Source organism: Paenibacillus provencensis, assembly GCF_042678545.1.
Lineage (GTDB): Bacteria > Bacillota > Bacilli > Paenibacillales > Paenibacillaceae > Paenibacillus > Paenibacillus provencensis.
The window spans coordinates 1-17,760 of sequence record NZ_JBHTKX010000010.1; the positions used below are offsets into that span (position 1 = coordinate 1).

Consider the following 17,760-nt stretch of genomic DNA (forward strand, 5'->3'; position numbering starts at 1 on the left):
TAAGTCTCAGAGAAGCAAGCTCCTCATCGACTCCGCTCGACTTGCATGTATTAGGCACGCCGCCAGCGTTCGTCCTGAGCCAGGATCAAACTCTCCAATAAAGATGTTGTCCAGCAACATCGACCCGTTAAGATTCGGTCCATCTCGTAAGAGCGGATGATTCTTAACGAATATTGAAAAGAGCGATATGCTCATTTAGAAAAACTGACGAGAACATTATGTTCTCTTTATTTTGCTCGGTTATCATACAGTCTGACGACATGCACCATAACCTCGCGTTTAGAATTTCGAAGAATCGAAATTCTTTACTCACTCGTTGTTCAGTTTTCAAAGATCAACTTCGTTGCTTTTCAACTCTCGTCGTCAGCAACTTTTATATCATATCATGTCCGGTTTCGAAATGCAAGCTTTTTTTAAAAGTTTTTTTAACTTCTGATCGAAGCTTACTTGCTGTGTTCTTGTTTGAACGGCTTATTTCTTGGCCGGAATTAGAATATACCATGCTCATAAAAATTATGCAACACTTTTTTTGAAAAAAATATATAAAACTTTCTTTACTCCATTAAACGTTTATGAACTTGATAATCATCTGTAGATAAACAAAAACCTGTCGATCACGACAGGCCACTTTTTAGCATGCATACTAATATATTTACGAGGAGCCCATCATCCTTACATACTCATCCAGATGATCTGCCGCATCATAGACGGGTTTGCCGTGACATACCTCTACTCTGCGTGGCTTCAACTCTTGGATGATACGACTGCTTCGTACGGCTTCCTGCATATCTGCTGTAAACATCGGCATCGGACGATTAAGCCTGCCGTTCTTAGATGTAAATAGGTCGCCTGCCAGCAGAACTCCATCCTTCTCATGATAATAAGCGACGTGTCCTGGAGAATGTCCGGGTGTAAAGTAACAACTCAACGATCCTAAACTCTCAATCCTGCCGTCCTGATTCACTGCAAGAGGAGTTACGATTTGCTTAGGCAGCGAGGCCGCTGCTTTTTTACGACGAGGGTAAGCCCTGTCTCCTTCCATATAAGGAATCTCAATGGGATGCACATAAACTGGAACCTTATACTGTTTCAAAATCGAAGTCACCGAGCCAACATGATCGGAATGCCCATGGGTTAGTACAATCTGTTTAATCGGTCCTGCTTCCAGCTGCTCTATGAACTTCATTATTCCTTTTGCCATCGATCCCACTCCAGCGTCCACGAGGGTAACACCATCCTCTTCTGCTACAATCCATACACGCACCGGAATCAGCATCCACGTCTTCAACGCCCAGATATGCTCGGATACCCGCTCTATTTTCATTGAATTACCTCCTTGATTTTAACTTCTCGGTAAAACCCAGCAATACTACTTCAAATGATTCCTTAAATGTAGGTAATAGTCTCGCTGATAACTCCTCAGCTGTTTCGCTGGATAGATGATATGTTCCTACAATTCCGTGCAGCATGTAAAAGTAGATGCGGGAGAAGGACAATAATGTCTCACTCTCTTCTTCTAACTCGTAAATATCTCCAAGACCTCTCTTAAACAGATTAAAAAGTTCATTACGCAGTTTATTGAGCGGAAGCTCCGGCTCTATATCTACTCTCTCTGTATTGGCCCCAAAAAATATCGTGTGCATATTGCGGTGCTGCAAACAGAATAAAATAAAGCGCCAGCTTACCTCGATAAGCCTATCTGTGGAGCCCATGCCTGTATCTTCAAGCGCCTGACGCATACTCGACTTCAAACGCTCCAGAGGAGGTACGGATAATTCATGAAGCAGCGCTTCTTTATCTTTGAAATAAATATAGATTGTTGTATGGGAGCAGCCTGCTGCTCTTGCAATCTCTCTCATGGACACCATATCAAAGCCACGTTTCGAAAAAAGTTCTGCTGCCATCGTCAAAATTGCCCTCTTCGTTTCTTCAGAACGAATCTCCTGCTTATTCCCCGCCATCAAACGCTCCTCCCGTTGGTAACCACTGGTTTGTAACCTCTGGTTATAATGTAACCGATGGTTATATTGTTGTCAACTATTTAATTCCATATAAAAGCCAACTTTTTGTTTTAGAGCACTTTGTATAAGTAACAACCTTAATACCAATAAAAAACCGAGCCAGGTTCTTAACCTGCTCGGATCCATTAGATATTGATTCTTACATTCCCTTAGTCTTCACACTTCATCGAACCTATTATTAAATAGGTCCATAATGAACTGTCCGTTGGTTCATAGTCCTGAATAGCGACTTTCACTCCGAGTGCTTCATCTTCATATCCCTTACTGTGCAGATATTGGTGTCTCCAAAATCCATAGGGCTGATGCAGATGATAGGAGCCTTATCCAAGCTTTGTGAATGAATGAAGTGAACGGAAATCTTCTTCTATAGATAGAAGCAGTTTCAGATCAGCCGGAATCTCGTATTTCCCAAAGTTCAAGCGGACTGATTCAGACGTAGGATCATCCAACGTAATAATCCCCTTTTTAAAAGAATGTATGGGTTAGTATTACGAGATCCTCTCGAATATTCCTCTATATCTCTATTTGTCCATTCATCTATTTATCTTCATCTATGGCTGTCTCTTCGTCTCCTTCAAGACAATAGCCGTCAGCGGCTCTAAAATAATCGCATCCGCAGTGAGCTTCAATCCTGTCGGTTGGTCCAACCGGCTAATTCCTGCACGTGTTTGGTCTACAATAACCTCACATGGAGTAAAGTCCTGTTGCAATCTTAGTTTCCTTGCTTTCTTGTCGGCATTCACAAACACATGATAGCATTCGCTCTCATCACTTGATAAACAGCTGTATGCAATGACAAGATCTGTTTTTTGGATATCTGGTGTATTTATTCTTGTCACATTACGATCAATCAGCTCCATGCTGTCTAACCGGAATGCATCCGAAGCTTTTCTAAGTTCTATTAGCCCTTGAAGATGCTTGCGGGTCTCGATATTCACAGGGTATTGCTCTTCGTCTGTGACTTTTGCCCATTCGAACATATTGACCGCATCCGTAGAGTCATGAGAGTCGTTGACATAATAGTGGATCTTATCCCCGGTTGACGCAAACTCGTGAAATTTATGCTCGGGTACGCCATCGGTCTTCCACTGCTTCGTTCTTCCATACTCCTGTCCTGCATGCAGGAATACCGTTCCCTGAGATGTGAGCACAAGCACATGTCCCAGACGAATCCGCTGATGAATCTCCAGATCGTCCTCAGGAACCTCAGGATCCTTATCTGTTGAGATCGCAATCACATCATAAAGCGTTAAATTGTCATGGGCTTCAATATATTGAACAACATCCCCAGGACTGTCTGCCGGAATATTAGAGGGTTGTGCTTTAATGTTTCTAAAAATAAGCTCGATGTCTCTTGGCCCGCCCGTCAGAAAGCGGGGTTCTCCCTCGTTGCCAAAGCCTGACTTCAGCTCATTGCGGATTTCATCTGAGAAAACACCGACATCGTCTGTCTTGTCCATCCAGTCCTGATCTGCAGCAAGCCCCTTCAAGTCCGCATCGGATTCGTCCCCAGCAAAGGTACGCCAACCTTCGCCGATAAATAGCGCTTGAGGGTTGATTTTTGCTGCTTCATCATATGCCTTTTGCACGGCAGGATACGTTGCATCCCCCATCATGTCCCAGCGCAGACCGTCGATTTTATATTCACTGAACCAGTATTTGACCGAATCCACCATTAGCTTCTCTGCCATCTTCCGATCCGTCGCCAGATTGTTGCCAAAGCCTCCGATAAATTCTCCCTCGGCATTCTGCCAGGCATAATAACCCGGTACAATATCATTGAGGAACTCCGGGAGCGCCATATGTGTGTATACGACATCGAGAATAACACCCATTCCGGCCTCATGAATGGCATGGATGAGCGACTTCAGCTCCTTAATGCGAAGCTCGGGGTCCGCAGGGTTCTCGGAATACGCCCCATCCGGCGAGAAATAATTATGCGGGTCATACCCCCAGTTATATTCATTGCCCCGCGCAGAATAGTGAAGCTCTCTTTCTCCCATCCGCAGCTCATTCCCTAAATACCAGGCCATAACAGGCAGCAGCTGAACATGGGTTACTCCAAGTGATTTAATATACGCCAGTTTGTCCTCAAAGGCTTTATAAGTCCCCCATCTTGCTGTCAGTTCTCCTTCGATTGCCGGGTCGGAGGTGAAATCCCGTACATGAATTTCCCATATGATGGCGTCTTCTCTTTTGTTGTACTCTTTAATAGAAGCAAAGCTCAAATTGACGACACGGGTTCGTTCCAAATCTACGATGGCCGCCTTGCCAATCAGATCGCCGTCCTCACCCGCAACTCCTTTGGTATCCACCCGTGATGGAGCCATGGATTTGGCATAGGGATCAAGCACTTTTTTGGTGACACCTTGGTGTGTGACTTCATATTGATAGAAATAGCCATGAAGGTCATCTGCGGATAGATCATCCGGCCCTAGAACCAGGCTCCAAATGCCGCGTTCTCCCTGGACGAGCAGGAATTGACCGACCATCTTCGTATCATCTTCAGGATCGAATAGTTTCACCTTAACTTCAGAGGCAAGGGGAGCCCATAGTTTCAGCGTTACAGAACCATTATGGTAATGAGCACCTAAGTCATCACCGCTGTATGCATACTGCTCATCGAATTGCTTCCAATCTACTTGAGTGTCTGAAGCTTTGGAAAGCTTAGTCTTATGTACGTTCAACTGATTTTCCTTGATCATAACTTGAGCCTCCGGTTCATTATATAATCTTGCTGCTAAATTAAATTAACCAAAAAGCGACCTGACTAATTGAAAATTGGACTGCTGTCAAACAACTGAATCAATTTAATAACTCATTAATCGGTGATTATGAAATTGATTCAACTAATAGGTATTTCCCAAATCCATTCAAAATGATCATCTTCAATATAAATTTAATTTATTATAAATGCAACCGTTTGCATAACAGAAATACATTCATATGAAAAACAAACCATACTTTAAATGCTTAGAGAATAAAGCTTGTACCGAATGAATAGAGGATGGGGCCTGTTCGTCCCGGGGCTGCCAGGGAGAAAAATTCCTTAAACAGCTCGCGCTCTACTTCTGTCTGAGCAATATGGAAACGCCATGGCTGTAAATGGTTTGAGGATGGCGCCCAGCGTGCGGCCTCAAGCACCGTATACAGTACATCTTGTGGTACCGGCTTATCCGCAAAGGGTGGATTATATGCTTTAATGATATAACGCCATCAACGACGATTGGCTAATCACTTCTGCTCCCATCTCAGTAAGCTGGTATACTTGGTAATAGAATATACAAAGGAGGCAGCATTTCATATGACGATTTCATCAGAACAAACAGCTGTAGGATTCATTGGTACAGGCGTAATGGGCAAGAGTATGGCGGGACATATTCAGCAGGCTGGTTACAAGCTTCATGTGTACACCCGGACAGCGGAAAAAGCACAGCAGCTCGTGGAGCAAGGAGCCGTCTGGCACGAAACTCCGGCAAGTCTGGCCGCAGCCTGTCAGGTTATCATTACGATGGTAGGCTACCCGCAAGATGTGGAGGAAATTTACCTTGGCGAGGATGGAATAATCGCGAACAGTGCTGCAGGAACCTATCTGATTGATATGACGACATCCAGTCCCCAACTGGCCGAGAAGATTTATGAAGAGGCAGCTGCAAAAGGACTTCATGCCCTGGATGCTCCCGTATCGGGCGGTGATATCGGCGCAAGAGATGCCAAGCTGTCCATTATGGTAGGTGGACATGCCGCTGATTTCGAGACGATGACCCCGCTGTTTCAGCTGATGGGAACCAACATCGTTCACCAAGGCACAGCCGGTGCAGGACAACACACCAAGATGTGTAATCAGATCGCCATTGCTTCGAATATGATCGGGGTAGCGGAAGCGCTGGCTTACGCCAAGACTTCAGGACTTGATCCGGAGACTGTACTGAAGAGCATTGAAACCGGTGCAGCCGGCAGCTGGTCTCTAAGCAACCTCGGTCCTCGCATGATCGGAGGCAATTTCGAGCCTGGATTTTACGTGAAGCATTTTATTAAGGACATGCGTATTGCGCTTGAATCCGCGAAGGAGATGGGTCTAAAGACGCCAGGCCTTACTCTTGCCGAATCCGTGTATGAGCAGTTGTCTAAGCTGGGTTACGATGAAAAGGGAACACAGGTCATCTATAAGCATTTTATTGAAGAATAGCTTATACCATTGCTTGAAGCTCCTCTCTCGATCCTTGAAGAGGGGCTTCGTTCTTTTTAGAGAAACCTGACTGCTGAAGAACATATTCCGTCTGGATCTATTTGAGAATCCTTACCTAGATCCACAAGTAAGCTCCGAAATTGTAGGCAATGCTGAATATATGCGTGAAGGCTATAAAAGCCCAGCTGAAATCAATCGTCATGCTCAAAAATAAAAACACGGATCAACCGGATGAAGCCGATTTTGGACTCGTATTTATCAGCAAACCGAAATCAGGCACCGGCTACAGCAAGGAGGATGAACTGCAAGGCGGCAACGGATACGTGCTCGATCAGTCTTCAGTACAGCACATATACAGCGGAACACGCACGTGAACTCAGTCTGGCAGGTCATCCAACCGATAATGGGAATCGGTCATACAAGGGTAAGAGTCTGAATAATGACTAGAACATAATAACGCTGATGCAAGAGGGCTGCCCTCGCATCAGCGTTATTTTTTTCACAGATTCAAATGCGAATTGATCGGTTTACGAATATTTAGATGCATTTTTTTCAAAGGGCCCAGATGCTCATATTTAATTCCAATAATACAAAGTCTAGAGATACACCGTTCTATTCACAATTCTTCCCTTCTCCCTTGTCATAGATAAATCAAGAATGCTGTGCTAAAATACTAAGGTTGCTCCTGCAATTATTCTAGGGAGGTTTATATATTCGACATGCTCATTATTGGTATTGCCGGAGGAACCGGCTCAGGTAAAACTACGGTAGCTCGCTCCGTTATTGAACGGCTGGGGTCGAGCAAAGTGACTTTTATATCTCAAGACAACTACTATAAAGATCAGGCTCACCTTAGTCTGTCCGAACGGGAGCTGACGAATTACGATCATCCCTTCGCATTTGACAACGAGCTGTTGATCGAGCACCTCGCAGCACTTCGTGATGGACAAACGGTCCATGCGCCAGTCTACGATTTTACGATTCATGCCAGATCCTCTTCCGAGACGGTAGAGCTGCATTCTAACAACATCGTGATGATTGAGGGATTGCATGTCTTGTCTGATGAGAAGCTCCGCGAAATGCTGGATATTAAAGTATTTGTCGATTCCGATCCCGATGTGCGTATTCTGCGCCGTGTCGTTCGTGATATCGAGGAACGTGGACGTACGATCCAATCCATTAACCAGCAGTACTTGGCTACAGTGAAGCCGATGCATGAAGCATTTATTGAACCGTCCAAGAGATACGCCGATATCATCATTCCGGAAGGCGGGCATAACGAAGTTGGCATTCAGCTGTTGTCCATCCTGACGGAGAAATATTTATCCGGCGACAAAAAGTGGTCGGGTACAAGACTATAATCCATATATAAAAAAGGAGACCCTGCAAGCGTGACGCTGCGTGAGGATCTCCTTTTTTATTTGCCACGTAACCTTTACCGGTCAATAGGTGTCTATAAGAATAAGAACTTATACAAGGGAGTGAGCCATATTCGAATAGCAGAAAAATGGGCAATGTACCCTATGCATCTGCTCATCATGTTTATGATCAACCTGTTCTTCGGTACCATGAACTTGTTCTGGGCTATATATGAAGATCATAGTATTTTGTCTACAGCTGTCTCCCTGCTCTATCTGACCACCTGGATGCTCTATGCTCTATTCATGAGACGCCGCAGCGGGGATTTCATTATTTTAACCTCTATTTTTTGGCTTGGCGGTTTAGCATTGCTTGCCTTGCTTTATACGGTAGAACAGGTGAGTATTCTTCTTCTACTGTTATTTTTTAGCTCAATTCACGGTTTCACATTCAACCTGAAATTGACAGACCTCTCTCTTATCTTTGAATATTGTCTAATTTCCCTAATTTGTTATATTGTCGTCATAGCGGTCAATTGGATTACTGCCAGACGCTACAAACAAAAAAAGCCTGAAGTTCCTTTTAACTAAAGGTTCTTCAGGCTTTGTATTACGATTAGGCTGTACGTTTGTATGCTTTGAATGCAACATCCTTTTCCTTTATTCCCGCGAACGGTGGTTTAATCGTCAATGCAATAAGCACAGCTACAACACATAGCGCACCGATGACGATAAAGGTTGGCTTGAAGCCTCCGAGCATGGCAGCAATGAACGAACCGGACAATGCCCCGATACCAAAGCCCTGGTAGACAATACCGTAATTCTTCGTATGATTCTTCAGTCCGAAGAAGTCGCTCACAATGGCCGGAAATACAGTGATGTTACCTCCGAAGCAGAAAGCAATGGCAGCCACGCAGGCAAAGAACAAACCGTAGTTCAGCGGCACGGCACTTAGCACGAGCGCAGCGGCTGCCGTAACAGCAAGCGTACATCCTACCAGCTTGATCCGGCTCACTTTGTCCGACAGAGCACCTAGAATCAGTCGTCCTGCCGTGTTGAATATGGCGATCATGGCAACCGCATTGGCTGCCGTTGCGGCATCCAAATGCGCCAGCTGCATACCAATATCCTTGACGATCCCGATCAGATAAAGTCCGCTCATACACGCTGTAAAGAATACAATGAACAATAGATAAGCTTGTTTCGTGCGCAGCATTTCACCTGTTGTATAATCTTTCGCTCCTTGAAGAGCTCCTCCAGCCTGCTTCGCTTCTCTCTCGCCGCTCTCAGAGGAGGAAGGAACGATGCTTGCTTCTCTGACAAGCAGTGAACCGGTTAGGATCATCGCCATGACGATCAATCCCCAATACAGAAAAGCCTGAGACACACCAACGGATTCAATCAAGCCGCCGTTAATGTATTTAAACACGAGGCTCCCTGTACCGTATGCTCCGACCGAAATCCCGGATATGAGACCTTTCCGGTTCGGGAACCATTTGATCAAATTGGATAGAGACGTAATGTATGCCGTCCCGTCGGCAAAGCCGACAATAACGCCTGCCAGCACATACAAGGCCGCAAGTGAGCTTGCCTGAGAACTGAGCATAAGCCCAATACCGAGCAATATACCGGACACTGCCGTCAGTTTTCTAAGTCCCATTTTTTCTTGAATCTTACCCGCAAACAGTGTGGCGAAGGCAAGCGCAAAGCTTGTAATGGAAAAGGTAATCGATACGGAGCTAAGCTCCCATCCGAATTTAGTCACAAGCGGAGCGTTAAACAAGCTCCATGTATAGATGGTCCCAAGACCCATTTGCATAATAATGGTACCGAGCACAATAAGAAAGCGGTTGCTATTCTTTGAATTCATATCTCGTTCCTTCTTTCTCTCTCTCTGTTCTGAGCGTACGATGCAGTGCCCCTTACGCTACTTTATTGTAACGCTTTCACAGTGAGTTCTAACGTGTTCAGGAACGAGATAGCACAAATGGAGAATAAACTGCATTTATATGCGCATGAGCTGCTTGAACTCCTTCACTTTGCTGCGGCAGACCGGAATCTCCACATCAAGATCCGCTAATTTCAGCAGATACGTATGATTAAACCAAGGGATGATTTCACGTATTTTAGACAGATTTACTATATACGAGCGGTGACAGCGATAAAAAGACTCCCCAGGCAGCCGGGAATGGAATTCGCTGATGCTGACACTCATGGTGTATGTCTCTGCTCTGGTCATCACTTCCGTAGTTTTCTCCTGGGCAGAGGCATAGTAAATATCGTCACTGTCGACAACGATGATTTTTTCATTCTTCCACAGATTAACCTTACGAATAGCCGGCTTCGGCACTTCTTGTACAGGCATATGCCTCTGCCCGTAGGCACCTTCAAGCTTCGCCAGCATTGAGGATATGCGGGATTCACTATAAGGCTTCAAAATATAATCAAAGGCTTCTATTTCAAAAGCCTCAGCCGCATGCTCTTTATACGCCGTAGTGAAGACGATATAAGGCTTCACCTGGAACTTGCTTATGTTCTGGGCAAGCAGCACACCGTCGATGGAAGGCACATTAATATCTAGAAACAGAACATCCACCTTATGGCTCTGCAAATATTTGAGTGCATCAAGGCCATCCTCGAATTCCTCTTCAATCTCGATGCTGCTGTGCGTTCGAATCAGATAGGCCAGCTCCTGACGGGCAAGAACTTCATCTTCTACAATGATTGCTTTCATGCCTGTTTCTCCTTTTTTACATCAAAAAATATTTCGGTGCCCTGGACCAAACGCCGGATATGCAGACCTTCTCCATAAATAAGCTTTACACGCTGATGTACGTTATACAGACCGATGTTATGCTCAGGCATATTGCCTTCCTGCACCTTCTCAATGATCTCCTCCGGAATGCCTGCTCCTGTATCCGCAATGGTAATCCGCACCCTTCCTTCGTGCTCTTTCACTGCAATCGTTACCGTACCGGGTCCTTTTGTTTTCAGTATCCCATGATTAATTGCATTCTCAACCAGCGGCTGAATGATTAGACTTGGAATCCGTACTTGTACCTCATCGATATCGTACTCCACGTTCAGGCGGTGACCAAAGCGGGCTTTTTCAATCTCTATATAATGCTGAACCTGCTGCAGCTCAGCGTGAATATCAATCATTTTATCGGTGAGCTCCAGATTATAGCGCATATATCCTGACAAATTCACGATCAGCTCTCTCGCCTTATCAGGATTGATTCGTATAGACGAAGCAATTGCGTTCAGCGCATTGAACAAAAAATGAGGATTGATCTTCGTCTGCAGCGCCTTCAGCTCGGCCTTGTTCGCCATCTCTTTCATTCCCTCCACCCTGGACACCTCCATCAAGGTCGAGATCATTTGCGACAAACCGATGGCAAGGGCTTGCAGCGAATCCGTAATTTTATGAGCCTTGGCATAATATATTTTCAGCGCACCTGTCACTTCTCCCTTTTCCTGAAGTGGAATAATCATCAGCGACTTGATGTATGGATAGGTATGAGCCGTATCGTTATTTCGAATCGTAATTTGACCGCTGGAGATTGTCTTCTTCGTCTCTTCACTGATAATCTCATGGCGTTCTAAGTAATGCTCTTCACCCACTCCGACATAGGCTAGAATCAGCTTCGTATCCGTAATCGCCACCGCATCCGCACCAATGTCATCCTTAATAATCCGGCAGATCGTATGCGGCGATTCCTGGTTAATGCTCCGGAAATAGGGGAGCGTCTTGTTGGCAATATCAAGTGAGAGCTTGGCCTGTTTGGCCGCGACGACTTCCTTCTCCCCCTCTACGCTTTGAACCAGCAACACAATGAGACCGACACTAACCTGGCTTAGAATCATCGGAAAAGCAATTCGGGAAACAATCTCTATACCTAAAGAGGCTGGCTCGGCCATCACTAGTATGAGGATCATGGTCAGAGCTTCGCAGGCCATACCGGCGATGATACCTGCTTTCCATCTCTGCTCTGCTGACTTTAGCCTGTAAATATACCCTGACACGACCCCTGCCGTTATGCTTGTAATCAAGCAAGGGACAGAGGTAACACCGCCGATATCGATCAAGAAACGGTGTATACCCGAGATGACACCAGTAATGAGTCCTACCCAAGGACCGAATAATATCCCGCCGGACATAATAGCAATAATCCGCACATTGACGAGCGAGCCCTCGACATTAATACCGCTGTATGTGCCGAACAAGGCAAACCCGCTGAAGATCAGGCTGGCAATGGCAAGCTCCTTCCATGTCTTGTCCCCGTTCTGAAAAAAGATCCTGAACCGGGGAACCCGGATTAGCACGAACAAGCACATCAGCAGCAGTGCAGCCCGCTCTAATAACTGCAGCAGCATCAGTACAGTATCCTGCATGATATGTTACCTCCCAATCCCATAAATCGTGCTCTCATTATAGCCATGGTGCTTTTATCTTGTCTAATTCCCCTCCAATCTCTTCTTCCATCTTTTAATGGATTGCTGGACACTGTCCAGGGAAGTTTCAATGGATACCGTCGCCTCTTTGATATCAACCGACAGCTTGCGCACTTCACCATTCTCGTCCTTAATCGGCAGGAACATGACTTCAAAAGGATACTCATAACCGGATTGCTGTATGTGAGTCATATATAATACCCTGGGATCAGGATAAAAAGTTTTCTGTGAATCAATTTCATAACTCATTAAAACAATGAAAGGTATGATGTCATTAATTCCGATCTATAAAAAGAAAAAGAACCGTGCTTTTGTATGCACGATTCCGGTCTATATTGAAACAGCTCCATTCATTTAATGAAGCTCTCCTCCACCTGCCTTGATGTCCACTTCTGCATTTGCAGCCGTGATCGCAGCAATTTCAAGACCTTTTACAATGAGATCAAGACTTAAGCTCGGGGCTGTGGAGTTCAGTGTTTGCTCAGGAAGATACGGGATATGGATGAACCCTCCGCGAACATGTGGTGAATGGTAATGCAAATAATGCATTAATCCATAAAACAAATGGTTGCATACAAAAGTGCCTGCTGTATTGGACACGGCTGAAGGAATGCCGGCTACTCTCATCGCTTCCACCATCTTTTTGATCGGTAACGTAGAAAAATACGCAGCCGGCCCACTTTGTACGACCGGCTCGTCAATTGGCTGCTGCTGGTCATTATCTGGTATACGAGCATCATCTAAATTAATGGCGATGCGCTCCGGCGTAATCTGTGTCCGCCCGCCAGCCTGTCCAATACAGATGACAACATCGGGTTGCTCTTGTTCAATAGCAGAAATGACATGCTGAATGGACTTGGCAAAAACGGTCGGGATTTCATAGGCAACCAATTTCACGTTGCTCGTCTTCTTGCAATTTAGCCGCTTCACAGCTTCTAGAGCAGGATTGATCTGTTCTCCCCCAAAAGGATCGAATCCTGTTAACAGCACCTTTTTATCCATCTGATAAGCCTCCATATGCTATAATCCTTGCCTGCTCTCTACTATATCCTATATTTACCTAATGAAAATATCCATGTCATTATCTATAATTCTATAGCTAATACTTGCAGAGGTGAACATCATTGTTATTGTTGTCTGAAAGTTTAGAAATGTTCGGAATTTTCTTGTTACTGTTATCATTAGCTTTACTTTTCTCCAATAAAGACAAGCTGCACTCCATTTTATTTTACATAGGACTAGCCTTAATTCTAATCGCTGTGATATTGGAAGAGATAGTATAACAGATCTGTTTTCGATTGAAATGATCATAATCATGTTAATCACCACTAGAATGATGAGCACAAGCCAATTTATTTCCGCACTTCAGATAAAGCAATAGAAGCGGCTACGGCAACCAGCATTAACACGGCGGTCAGGAAGCTTTTCCCTATCAAAATCTCGGATGTGCTAGCAGGTGACAACATAAGGATTGGAAAGCTGAGAAGCAGCATGCTCTGTTCTTCGGCACATTCTTCTGTTCCCATTCGGCTGAATAAGAAGCAAACATTATCTGCAATGTAAGTCATCAGCAATATTTGCGGATTGCGCAGAGAATCTTTCCATTCCTTTTGAATGATCGCTTGAAACTCATTGTAATTCCCTCCCGGTCATTTTGCAGCGACTTTTCCAGATCAATATGGGGAATAAGAACAAGGGGCCTGATGTTTTTTGAACATGCTGTATTCGTAATAAGCTCATCTTCATGATGCATCCAATTATCTATCAATTATTCCTATGTTATTGCATATTCTGTGATTTTTCTACTCCATTAATAGATGGGTGGCGAGCTACAAAGCATATTTCCCGAGAAATAATGACAAGAATCGTGTTAGTCATGTTTAGCGCAGTCAAATATGTAACTATTTATATATAAACTGAGCTTGTACCTTAACCCAAATCATCATTAGGGTTGACTAACATGGAGCACATACACCTTCCTTCAAAAATCACAGAAAAAAACCGTTGAGTTTTCCTCGACGGCTTAACGGCTACCTTATCATCCTGTTTTACTTCTTATGTTTGAGCATTATCTTATCTATTCGGTGCTACTAAATATATCTGATTAGACCGTTGCTGCACCTCTGCGGATTCTACGATCGATAATAAAAGGTCCGAAAGGTATGATGGAGGCGACGAGTGCAGCGAGCACCATCTTGATCGACCAGCGGTTGAGGAACGCTGCGATTGCGATGGCAATGATATAGAGAACAAACAAAAATCCATGAGCTCCCCCGACAATGGTCACTGCTGCTGGAATATCAAATGCATATTTCAAAGGCATGGCTATGGCAAGCAATAAAATGAAGGAAATCCCCTCGATCATTCCGACGACACTGAAAAAACGCATGGCGTTCTTGCTCGATTTGGTCATTGATACACCTATCCTCTCCTGCTATGTGCTGTGGTCAGACTCACGATCAGCTCGTCTCACTTCAGCATTCAGGGACATCTTACAACGGGTCTAATGATAAGGTCAATGGAACTTGTCCGTTTGTTGGAATTCCGTAACAGATCCTTGTGATTTAGGTGAATTATTCTGTTGCAATCTTGCCGCAGATCCTAATCAACACAAAATCTGCCTGCTTCAAAACTGCGGCTTGTACTAAAAAGACTACAACCCGCGAGAGCAAAAAGCCTCCGCAATTACGGAGGCTTCCCACTGAATACTTATTAACTTATTACACTAGCTTGAATTCGATTTGATCAATATGCATGCCTGGCTTGATATGTTCAAACGTCATTTCATACAGACCTGCTTCGAGCTCCACCTTGATCTGCTTCAGCTTCACCCATTTGCCTTCCGTTCCGTTCGTCTGGACCGTGGTGACCACTTGGCCGTTCAGCAACAGGTTGCATGCACTCTGTGCAAGCTCGCCATCTGGAGACATCAGATTCGCAAAAATGCGGTACACTCCCGGCGATTCGACTTTAATCACGGTTGAACCGTCTGGAACGATCTTCACTTGACCTTCCTCAGCTACCGTCTGCACCTGTTCTGGATGCAGGGATGCACTTGCCTTGAATTGTTCAACGTTCTCCTTAATAAACGTATCTCTTGAGAACACCGGAGCCTGCATCAGCCACTCACAAATATTGATGGCATTACGCTGCAATTCCCCACGCGTCAGGGTACCGTTCTCCAGAGACTCTATCGTATTATCGCCATACGCATTCGTTTCCGCTCCATAGTTACTGACGACCATATACAGATCATTTTGTGCACGAACCATGAAGTTGGTGTTCTTGCGATCGGCCGGGCCGCCGCTCGCCGAATCGTTCATCACAGCCCACCAGTCGGTCATTACGATACCTTTATAACCCCATTCCCCGCGCAGAATTGTCGTATTCAGATCATAATTGGATGCAGCCCAATGGCCGTTAATCGGATTATATGACGTCATGATGGAGTTCGCTCCACCTTGTTTTACTGCCATTTCAAAGCCCTTTAGATAAATCTCACGCAGGGCACGCTCCGATACGACAGCATCGACTTTGGTACGATACTTCTCCTGATTATTGCAGGCAAAGTGCTTCAGTGTAGCAAATGAGCCGCCCTTGCGGATTCCACGTGTACAAGCTGCTGCAAACAAACCGGTTACCAGTGGATCTTCTGAGAAATACTCAAAGTTCCGACCATTCAGTGGGCTGCGGCGAATATTAAGGCCCGGCCCAAGCAGGGTGTCGATTTCGTTGCGGACCAACTCTCTACCTTCCATAACATAGAGTTCTTCTACCAGATCAATATTCCATGTCGCTGCGAGTAGTGTTCCGATCGCAACCTGTGTTGCCTGCTGCCCGCTGTCCATCCGGATGCCGGAAGGTCCATCTGCGGTACATCCTACCGGAATGCCAAAGCCAAGCAGACTGTCGCTGACTCCTCCAAAAGCCGAAGCCGTCCCTGGCGTAACGAGCGGACTGCTCATACCCTCGCCCCGAACGATAGCCGCCAGATCCTGGTCGCTCAGCTGAGCAATAAATTGCTCCATGCTGACTTTGCGTTCTTGCACATCTCTCAGCTTGTACCCCTGGTCTCCCGTCTGCGCAAGGGTCTGCGGAAGATTCTTCTCAATTCGCTCTCCGAGAGAGATCTTCCGTGTTGGAACGTCCGCTGCGGTCAGCTCATATGTGCCATCCGCCCCACGTGCACCTGGCTTCATCCGCTTGAAGCCTTCGGTTGGCGCCATTGCCTCCTGGAGCTGCTCAACTACAACGAGCTGTTCAATGACATAACCATCCTCACCATCTACAGTTACAGCTTCCAGTTGTTTAACACTGCTGCCGACATAGAACCGATAGACCCCTTCCTCCAATACGTAAGCCGATGGGTATCCCGTTATGCCGCTGTCATCGTAGGAAGCCATGGAATCAACGGATAAGCGAAGTGTCAATTCCTCCGATTCACCGGGTTCAAGAAGCTTTGTCTTAGCAAAAGCCGCAAGGGCTCTGACAGGCTGCCCCAGCTTCCCTTGAGGTGCTTCGTAGTAGACTTGAACGGTTTCTTTGCCCGCATAAGTGCTGCCTATGTTTGTTACAGTGACCTTCAATTCAATGAACTCGGCTCCGCCTTCAGTTCCCTTCGTCGCTCCCTCTGACTGAACAATAGAGAAAGTGGTGTAGGACAATCCATATCCAAATGCAAACTGCACCTTATCCGGACAAAAGGTTTCAAAATAACGGTAGCCTACGTAGATGTCTTCTTCGTACAGGTTTTTAAACTCGTTGCCGTAATTGCGGGTCGAAGGATAATCATCGATGGAATATGCAATCGTATCTGTCAGCTTACCACTCGGCGGTACATCCCCCACCAGCACATCGGCGATCGCATTTCCGCCTTCCATTCCGCCCTGCCACGAATAGATAACAGCTGAAATGGGGTGAACATGACTTACATCGTCAAGCCAGCTCATATCGATGATGTTCGAGACATTAAGTACGACAACCGTTTGTTCAAAATACTTCGTAACCATGGTGAGCATCGCTTTTTCATCATCGGTCAGCTGATAGCTGCCCTGCTCGTTCGCATTATCCTGATCTTCACCGGCTGTACGCCCGATCACTATAATTGCCTTTGCAGAATTGCCTCGAGCCGCAGATACCAATTCATCTGTCAATGGCATTTCTTTCTGATGCCAAGGTTCTGCTGCCCATCCGCCTCCGCCGTTATCAAATGGATTCTGCTCAATCCATTTCTCATATGTAGCAGCAAGCTCTTCATTGACCTTAATTTGAGACTTTGCACGCAGGCCATCCAGCAGATTGGTTGTGTACACCACATTGACACTGCCGCCTGATCCTGTGCCGCTCCGATAGTAATTTACCTGAGTACGTCCAAAAACTGAAACGTTTTCGGATTGTTGTATAGGCAACACCTGACCCTCGTTCTTGAGCAGTACTGCACCTTCTGCCGCGACCTTTCTGCTGAATTCTGCAAATCCTTCTAATGGAACACCGATAAGTTGTGAGCTCAAATGATTCCCTCCTGAAATGTCTCTTCTAAATACTAGAGATTGTCTAGATCAATGTATTGATTGCTATTTTAGTGAAAGAGTACGCAAAAAACGAATGGTGTAGGCGTTTACAGTTTATGTTGTATACGTTTACCTCACCATTCCATAGTAACAGATTCCTAAAGCGATTTGAAAGATACAGATCACATTTGCTCCTTCCTTTTCATAGGTGCCTCCTCATAAGCCTG

Annotated in this window: 14 protein-coding genes, 1 rRNA gene and 2 pseudogenes; 4 read left to right on the forward strand and 13 right to left on the reverse strand. The window is 45.4% G+C overall.

The annotated features are described in order from the left end of the window. The 6 genes and pseudogenes from ACFQ3J_RS25185 to ACFQ3J_RS25210 form a co-directional block, all read right to left on the reverse strand. Nucleotides 1–101: ribosomal RNA gene (locus tag ACFQ3J_RS25185) — 16S ribosomal RNA — on the reverse strand; the annotation flags it as partial. A 551-nt stretch (nt 102–652) separates the two neighbouring features. Further along, on the reverse strand, nt 653–1,324 hold the full coding sequence (locus ACFQ3J_RS25190) for an MBL fold metallo-hydrolase (RefSeq protein ID WP_091161854.1): 672 nt from the start codon (nt 1,322–1,324) through the stop codon (nt 653–655). A gap of 4 nt (nt 1,325–1,328) precedes the next feature. Beyond that, nucleotides 1,329–1,961: a TetR/AcrR family transcriptional regulator gene (locus ACFQ3J_RS25195; RefSeq protein WP_091161855.1), complete on the reverse strand. Its 633-nt coding sequence runs from the start codon at nt 1,959–1,961 to the stop codon at nt 1,329–1,331. A gap of 380 nt (nt 1,962–2,341) precedes the next feature. Next, complete coding sequence (locus ACFQ3J_RS25200) at nt 2,342–2,470, reverse strand: hypothetical protein (RefSeq protein ID WP_379294278.1); 129 nt, start codon at nt 2,468–2,470, stop codon at nt 2,342–2,344. Nucleotides 2,471–2,572: 102 nt separating this feature from the next. Further along, nucleotides 2,573–4,735: pseudogene (locus tag ACFQ3J_RS25205) on the reverse strand (alpha-amylase family glycosyl hydrolase); the annotation flags it as partial. A gap of 259 nt (nt 4,736–4,994) precedes the next feature. After that, nucleotides 4,995–5,228 (reverse strand): nitroreductase family protein, encoded by a 234-nt coding sequence (locus ACFQ3J_RS25210; protein ID WP_379294308.1) that lies wholly within the window; start codon nt 5,226–5,228, stop codon nt 4,995–4,997. Between the two features lie 97 nt (nt 5,229–5,325). Between ACFQ3J_RS25210 and ACFQ3J_RS25215 the strand changes: the two genes are divergently transcribed. From ACFQ3J_RS25215 to ACFQ3J_RS25230, 4 genes and pseudogenes are all read left to right on the forward strand, one after another. Next, nucleotides 5,326–6,210, forward strand: a complete 885-nt coding sequence (locus ACFQ3J_RS25215; RefSeq protein ID WP_091161858.1) for an NAD(P)-dependent oxidoreductase — start codon at nt 5,326–5,328, stop codon at nt 6,208–6,210. A gap of 70 nt (nt 6,211–6,280) precedes the next feature. Then, nucleotides 6,281–6,645, forward strand: a pseudogene (locus ACFQ3J_RS25220) (beta-glucosidase); the annotation flags it as partial. Nucleotides 6,646–6,929: 284 nt separating this feature from the next. Then, the gene (udk, locus tag ACFQ3J_RS25225) at nt 6,930–7,571 is read left to right on the forward strand and encodes a uridine kinase (RefSeq protein ID WP_091161859.1); all 642 of its coding nucleotides are present in this window, start codon (nt 6,930–6,932) and stop codon (nt 7,569–7,571) included. A 30-nt stretch (nt 7,572–7,601) separates the two neighbouring features. Next, on the forward strand, nt 7,602–8,159 hold the full coding sequence (locus tag ACFQ3J_RS25230; protein ID WP_251584720.1) for a hypothetical protein: 558 nt from the start codon (nt 7,602–7,604) through the stop codon (nt 8,157–8,159). 25 nt (nt 8,160–8,184) lie between these two features. Here the strand turns inward: ACFQ3J_RS25230 and ACFQ3J_RS25235 are convergent, their stop codons facing one another. The 7 genes from ACFQ3J_RS25235 to ACFQ3J_RS25265 all read right to left on the reverse strand — a co-directional run bounded on the left by ACFQ3J_RS25235 (nt 8,185) and on the right by ACFQ3J_RS25265 (nt 17,533). Next, on the reverse strand, nt 8,185–9,438 hold the full coding sequence (locus ACFQ3J_RS25235) for an L-lactate MFS transporter (RefSeq protein ID WP_251584718.1): 1,254 nt from the start codon (nt 9,436–9,438) through the stop codon (nt 8,185–8,187). Between the two features lie 135 nt (nt 9,439–9,573). After that, the gene (locus tag ACFQ3J_RS25240) at nt 9,574–10,302 is read right to left on the reverse strand and encodes a LytR/AlgR family response regulator transcription factor (RefSeq protein ID WP_251584716.1); all 729 of its coding nucleotides are present in this window, start codon (nt 10,300–10,302) and stop codon (nt 9,574–9,576) included. Next, nucleotides 10,299–11,963, reverse strand: a complete 1,665-nt coding sequence (locus ACFQ3J_RS25245) for a sensor histidine kinase (RefSeq protein WP_251584714.1) — start codon at nt 11,961–11,963, stop codon at nt 10,299–10,301. Before ACFQ3J_RS25245 ends, ACFQ3J_RS25240 begins: the two co-directional genes overlap by 4 nt. Before the next feature lie 63 nt (nt 11,964–12,026). Then, entirely contained in the window at nt 12,027–12,215 is a 189-nt protein-coding gene (locus tag ACFQ3J_RS25250) for a hypothetical protein (protein WP_251584712.1), read from the reverse strand. Nucleotides 12,216–12,377: 162 nt separating this feature from the next. Next, nucleotides 12,378–13,025 carry a pyroglutamyl-peptidase I gene (gene pcp, locus ACFQ3J_RS25255; protein ID WP_251584710.1) on the reverse strand — a complete coding sequence of 216 codons (648 nt, stop codon included), beginning with the start codon at nt 13,023–13,025 and terminating at the stop codon, nt 12,378–12,380. A gap of 1,102 nt (nt 13,026–14,127) precedes the next feature. After that, nucleotides 14,128–14,436: a DUF3817 domain-containing protein gene (locus ACFQ3J_RS25260; RefSeq protein WP_091161866.1), complete on the reverse strand. Its 309-nt coding sequence runs from the start codon at nt 14,434–14,436 to the stop codon at nt 14,128–14,130. 307 nt (nt 14,437–14,743) lie between these two features. Next, nucleotides 14,744–17,533, reverse strand: coding sequence for a glycoside hydrolase family 3 C-terminal domain-containing protein (locus tag ACFQ3J_RS25265; RefSeq protein ID WP_251584708.1), 2,790 nt, complete (start codon nt 17,531–17,533; stop codon nt 14,744–14,746). Between the last annotated feature and the right edge of the window lie 227 nt (nt 17,534–17,760).

Bases quoted from the DNA above. Each gene is read 5' to 3' on its own strand.
- ACFQ3J_RS25215 (WP_091161858.1), top strand. From the start codon at position 5,326: ATGACGATTTCATCAGAACAAACAGCTGTAGGATTCATTGGTACAGGC.
- udk (WP_091161859.1), top strand. From the start codon at position 6,930: ATGCTCATTATTGGTATTGCCGGAGGAACCGGCTCAGGTAAAACTACG.
- pcp (WP_251584710.1), bottom strand. From the start codon at position 13,025: ATGGATAAAAAGGTGCTGTTAACAGGATTCGATCCTTTTGGGGGAGAA.
- ACFQ3J_RS25235 (WP_251584718.1), bottom strand. From the start codon at position 9,438: ATGAATTCAAAGAATAGCAACCGCTTTCTTATTGTGCTCGGTACCATT.
- ACFQ3J_RS25240 (WP_251584716.1), bottom strand. From the start codon at position 10,302: ATGAAAGCAATCATTGTAGAAGATGAAGTTCTTGCCCGTCAGGAGCTG.
- ACFQ3J_RS25260 (WP_091161866.1), bottom strand. From the start codon at position 14,436: ATGACCAAATCGAGCAAGAACGCCATGCGTTTTTTCAGTGTCGTCGGA.
- ACFQ3J_RS25250 (WP_251584712.1), bottom strand. From the start codon at position 12,215: ATGACTCACATACAGCAATCCGGTTATGAGTATCCTTTTGAAGTCATG.
- ACFQ3J_RS25195 (WP_091161855.1), bottom strand. From the start codon at position 1,961: ATGGCGGGGAATAAGCAGGAGATTCGTTCTGAAGAAACGAAGAGGGCA.
- ACFQ3J_RS25245 (WP_251584714.1), bottom strand. From the start codon at position 11,963: ATGCAGGATACTGTACTGATGCTGCTGCAGTTATTAGAGCGGGCTGCA.
- ACFQ3J_RS25190 (WP_091161854.1), bottom strand. From the start codon at position 1,324: ATGAAAATAGAGCGGGTATCCGAGCATATCTGGGCGTTGAAGACGTGG.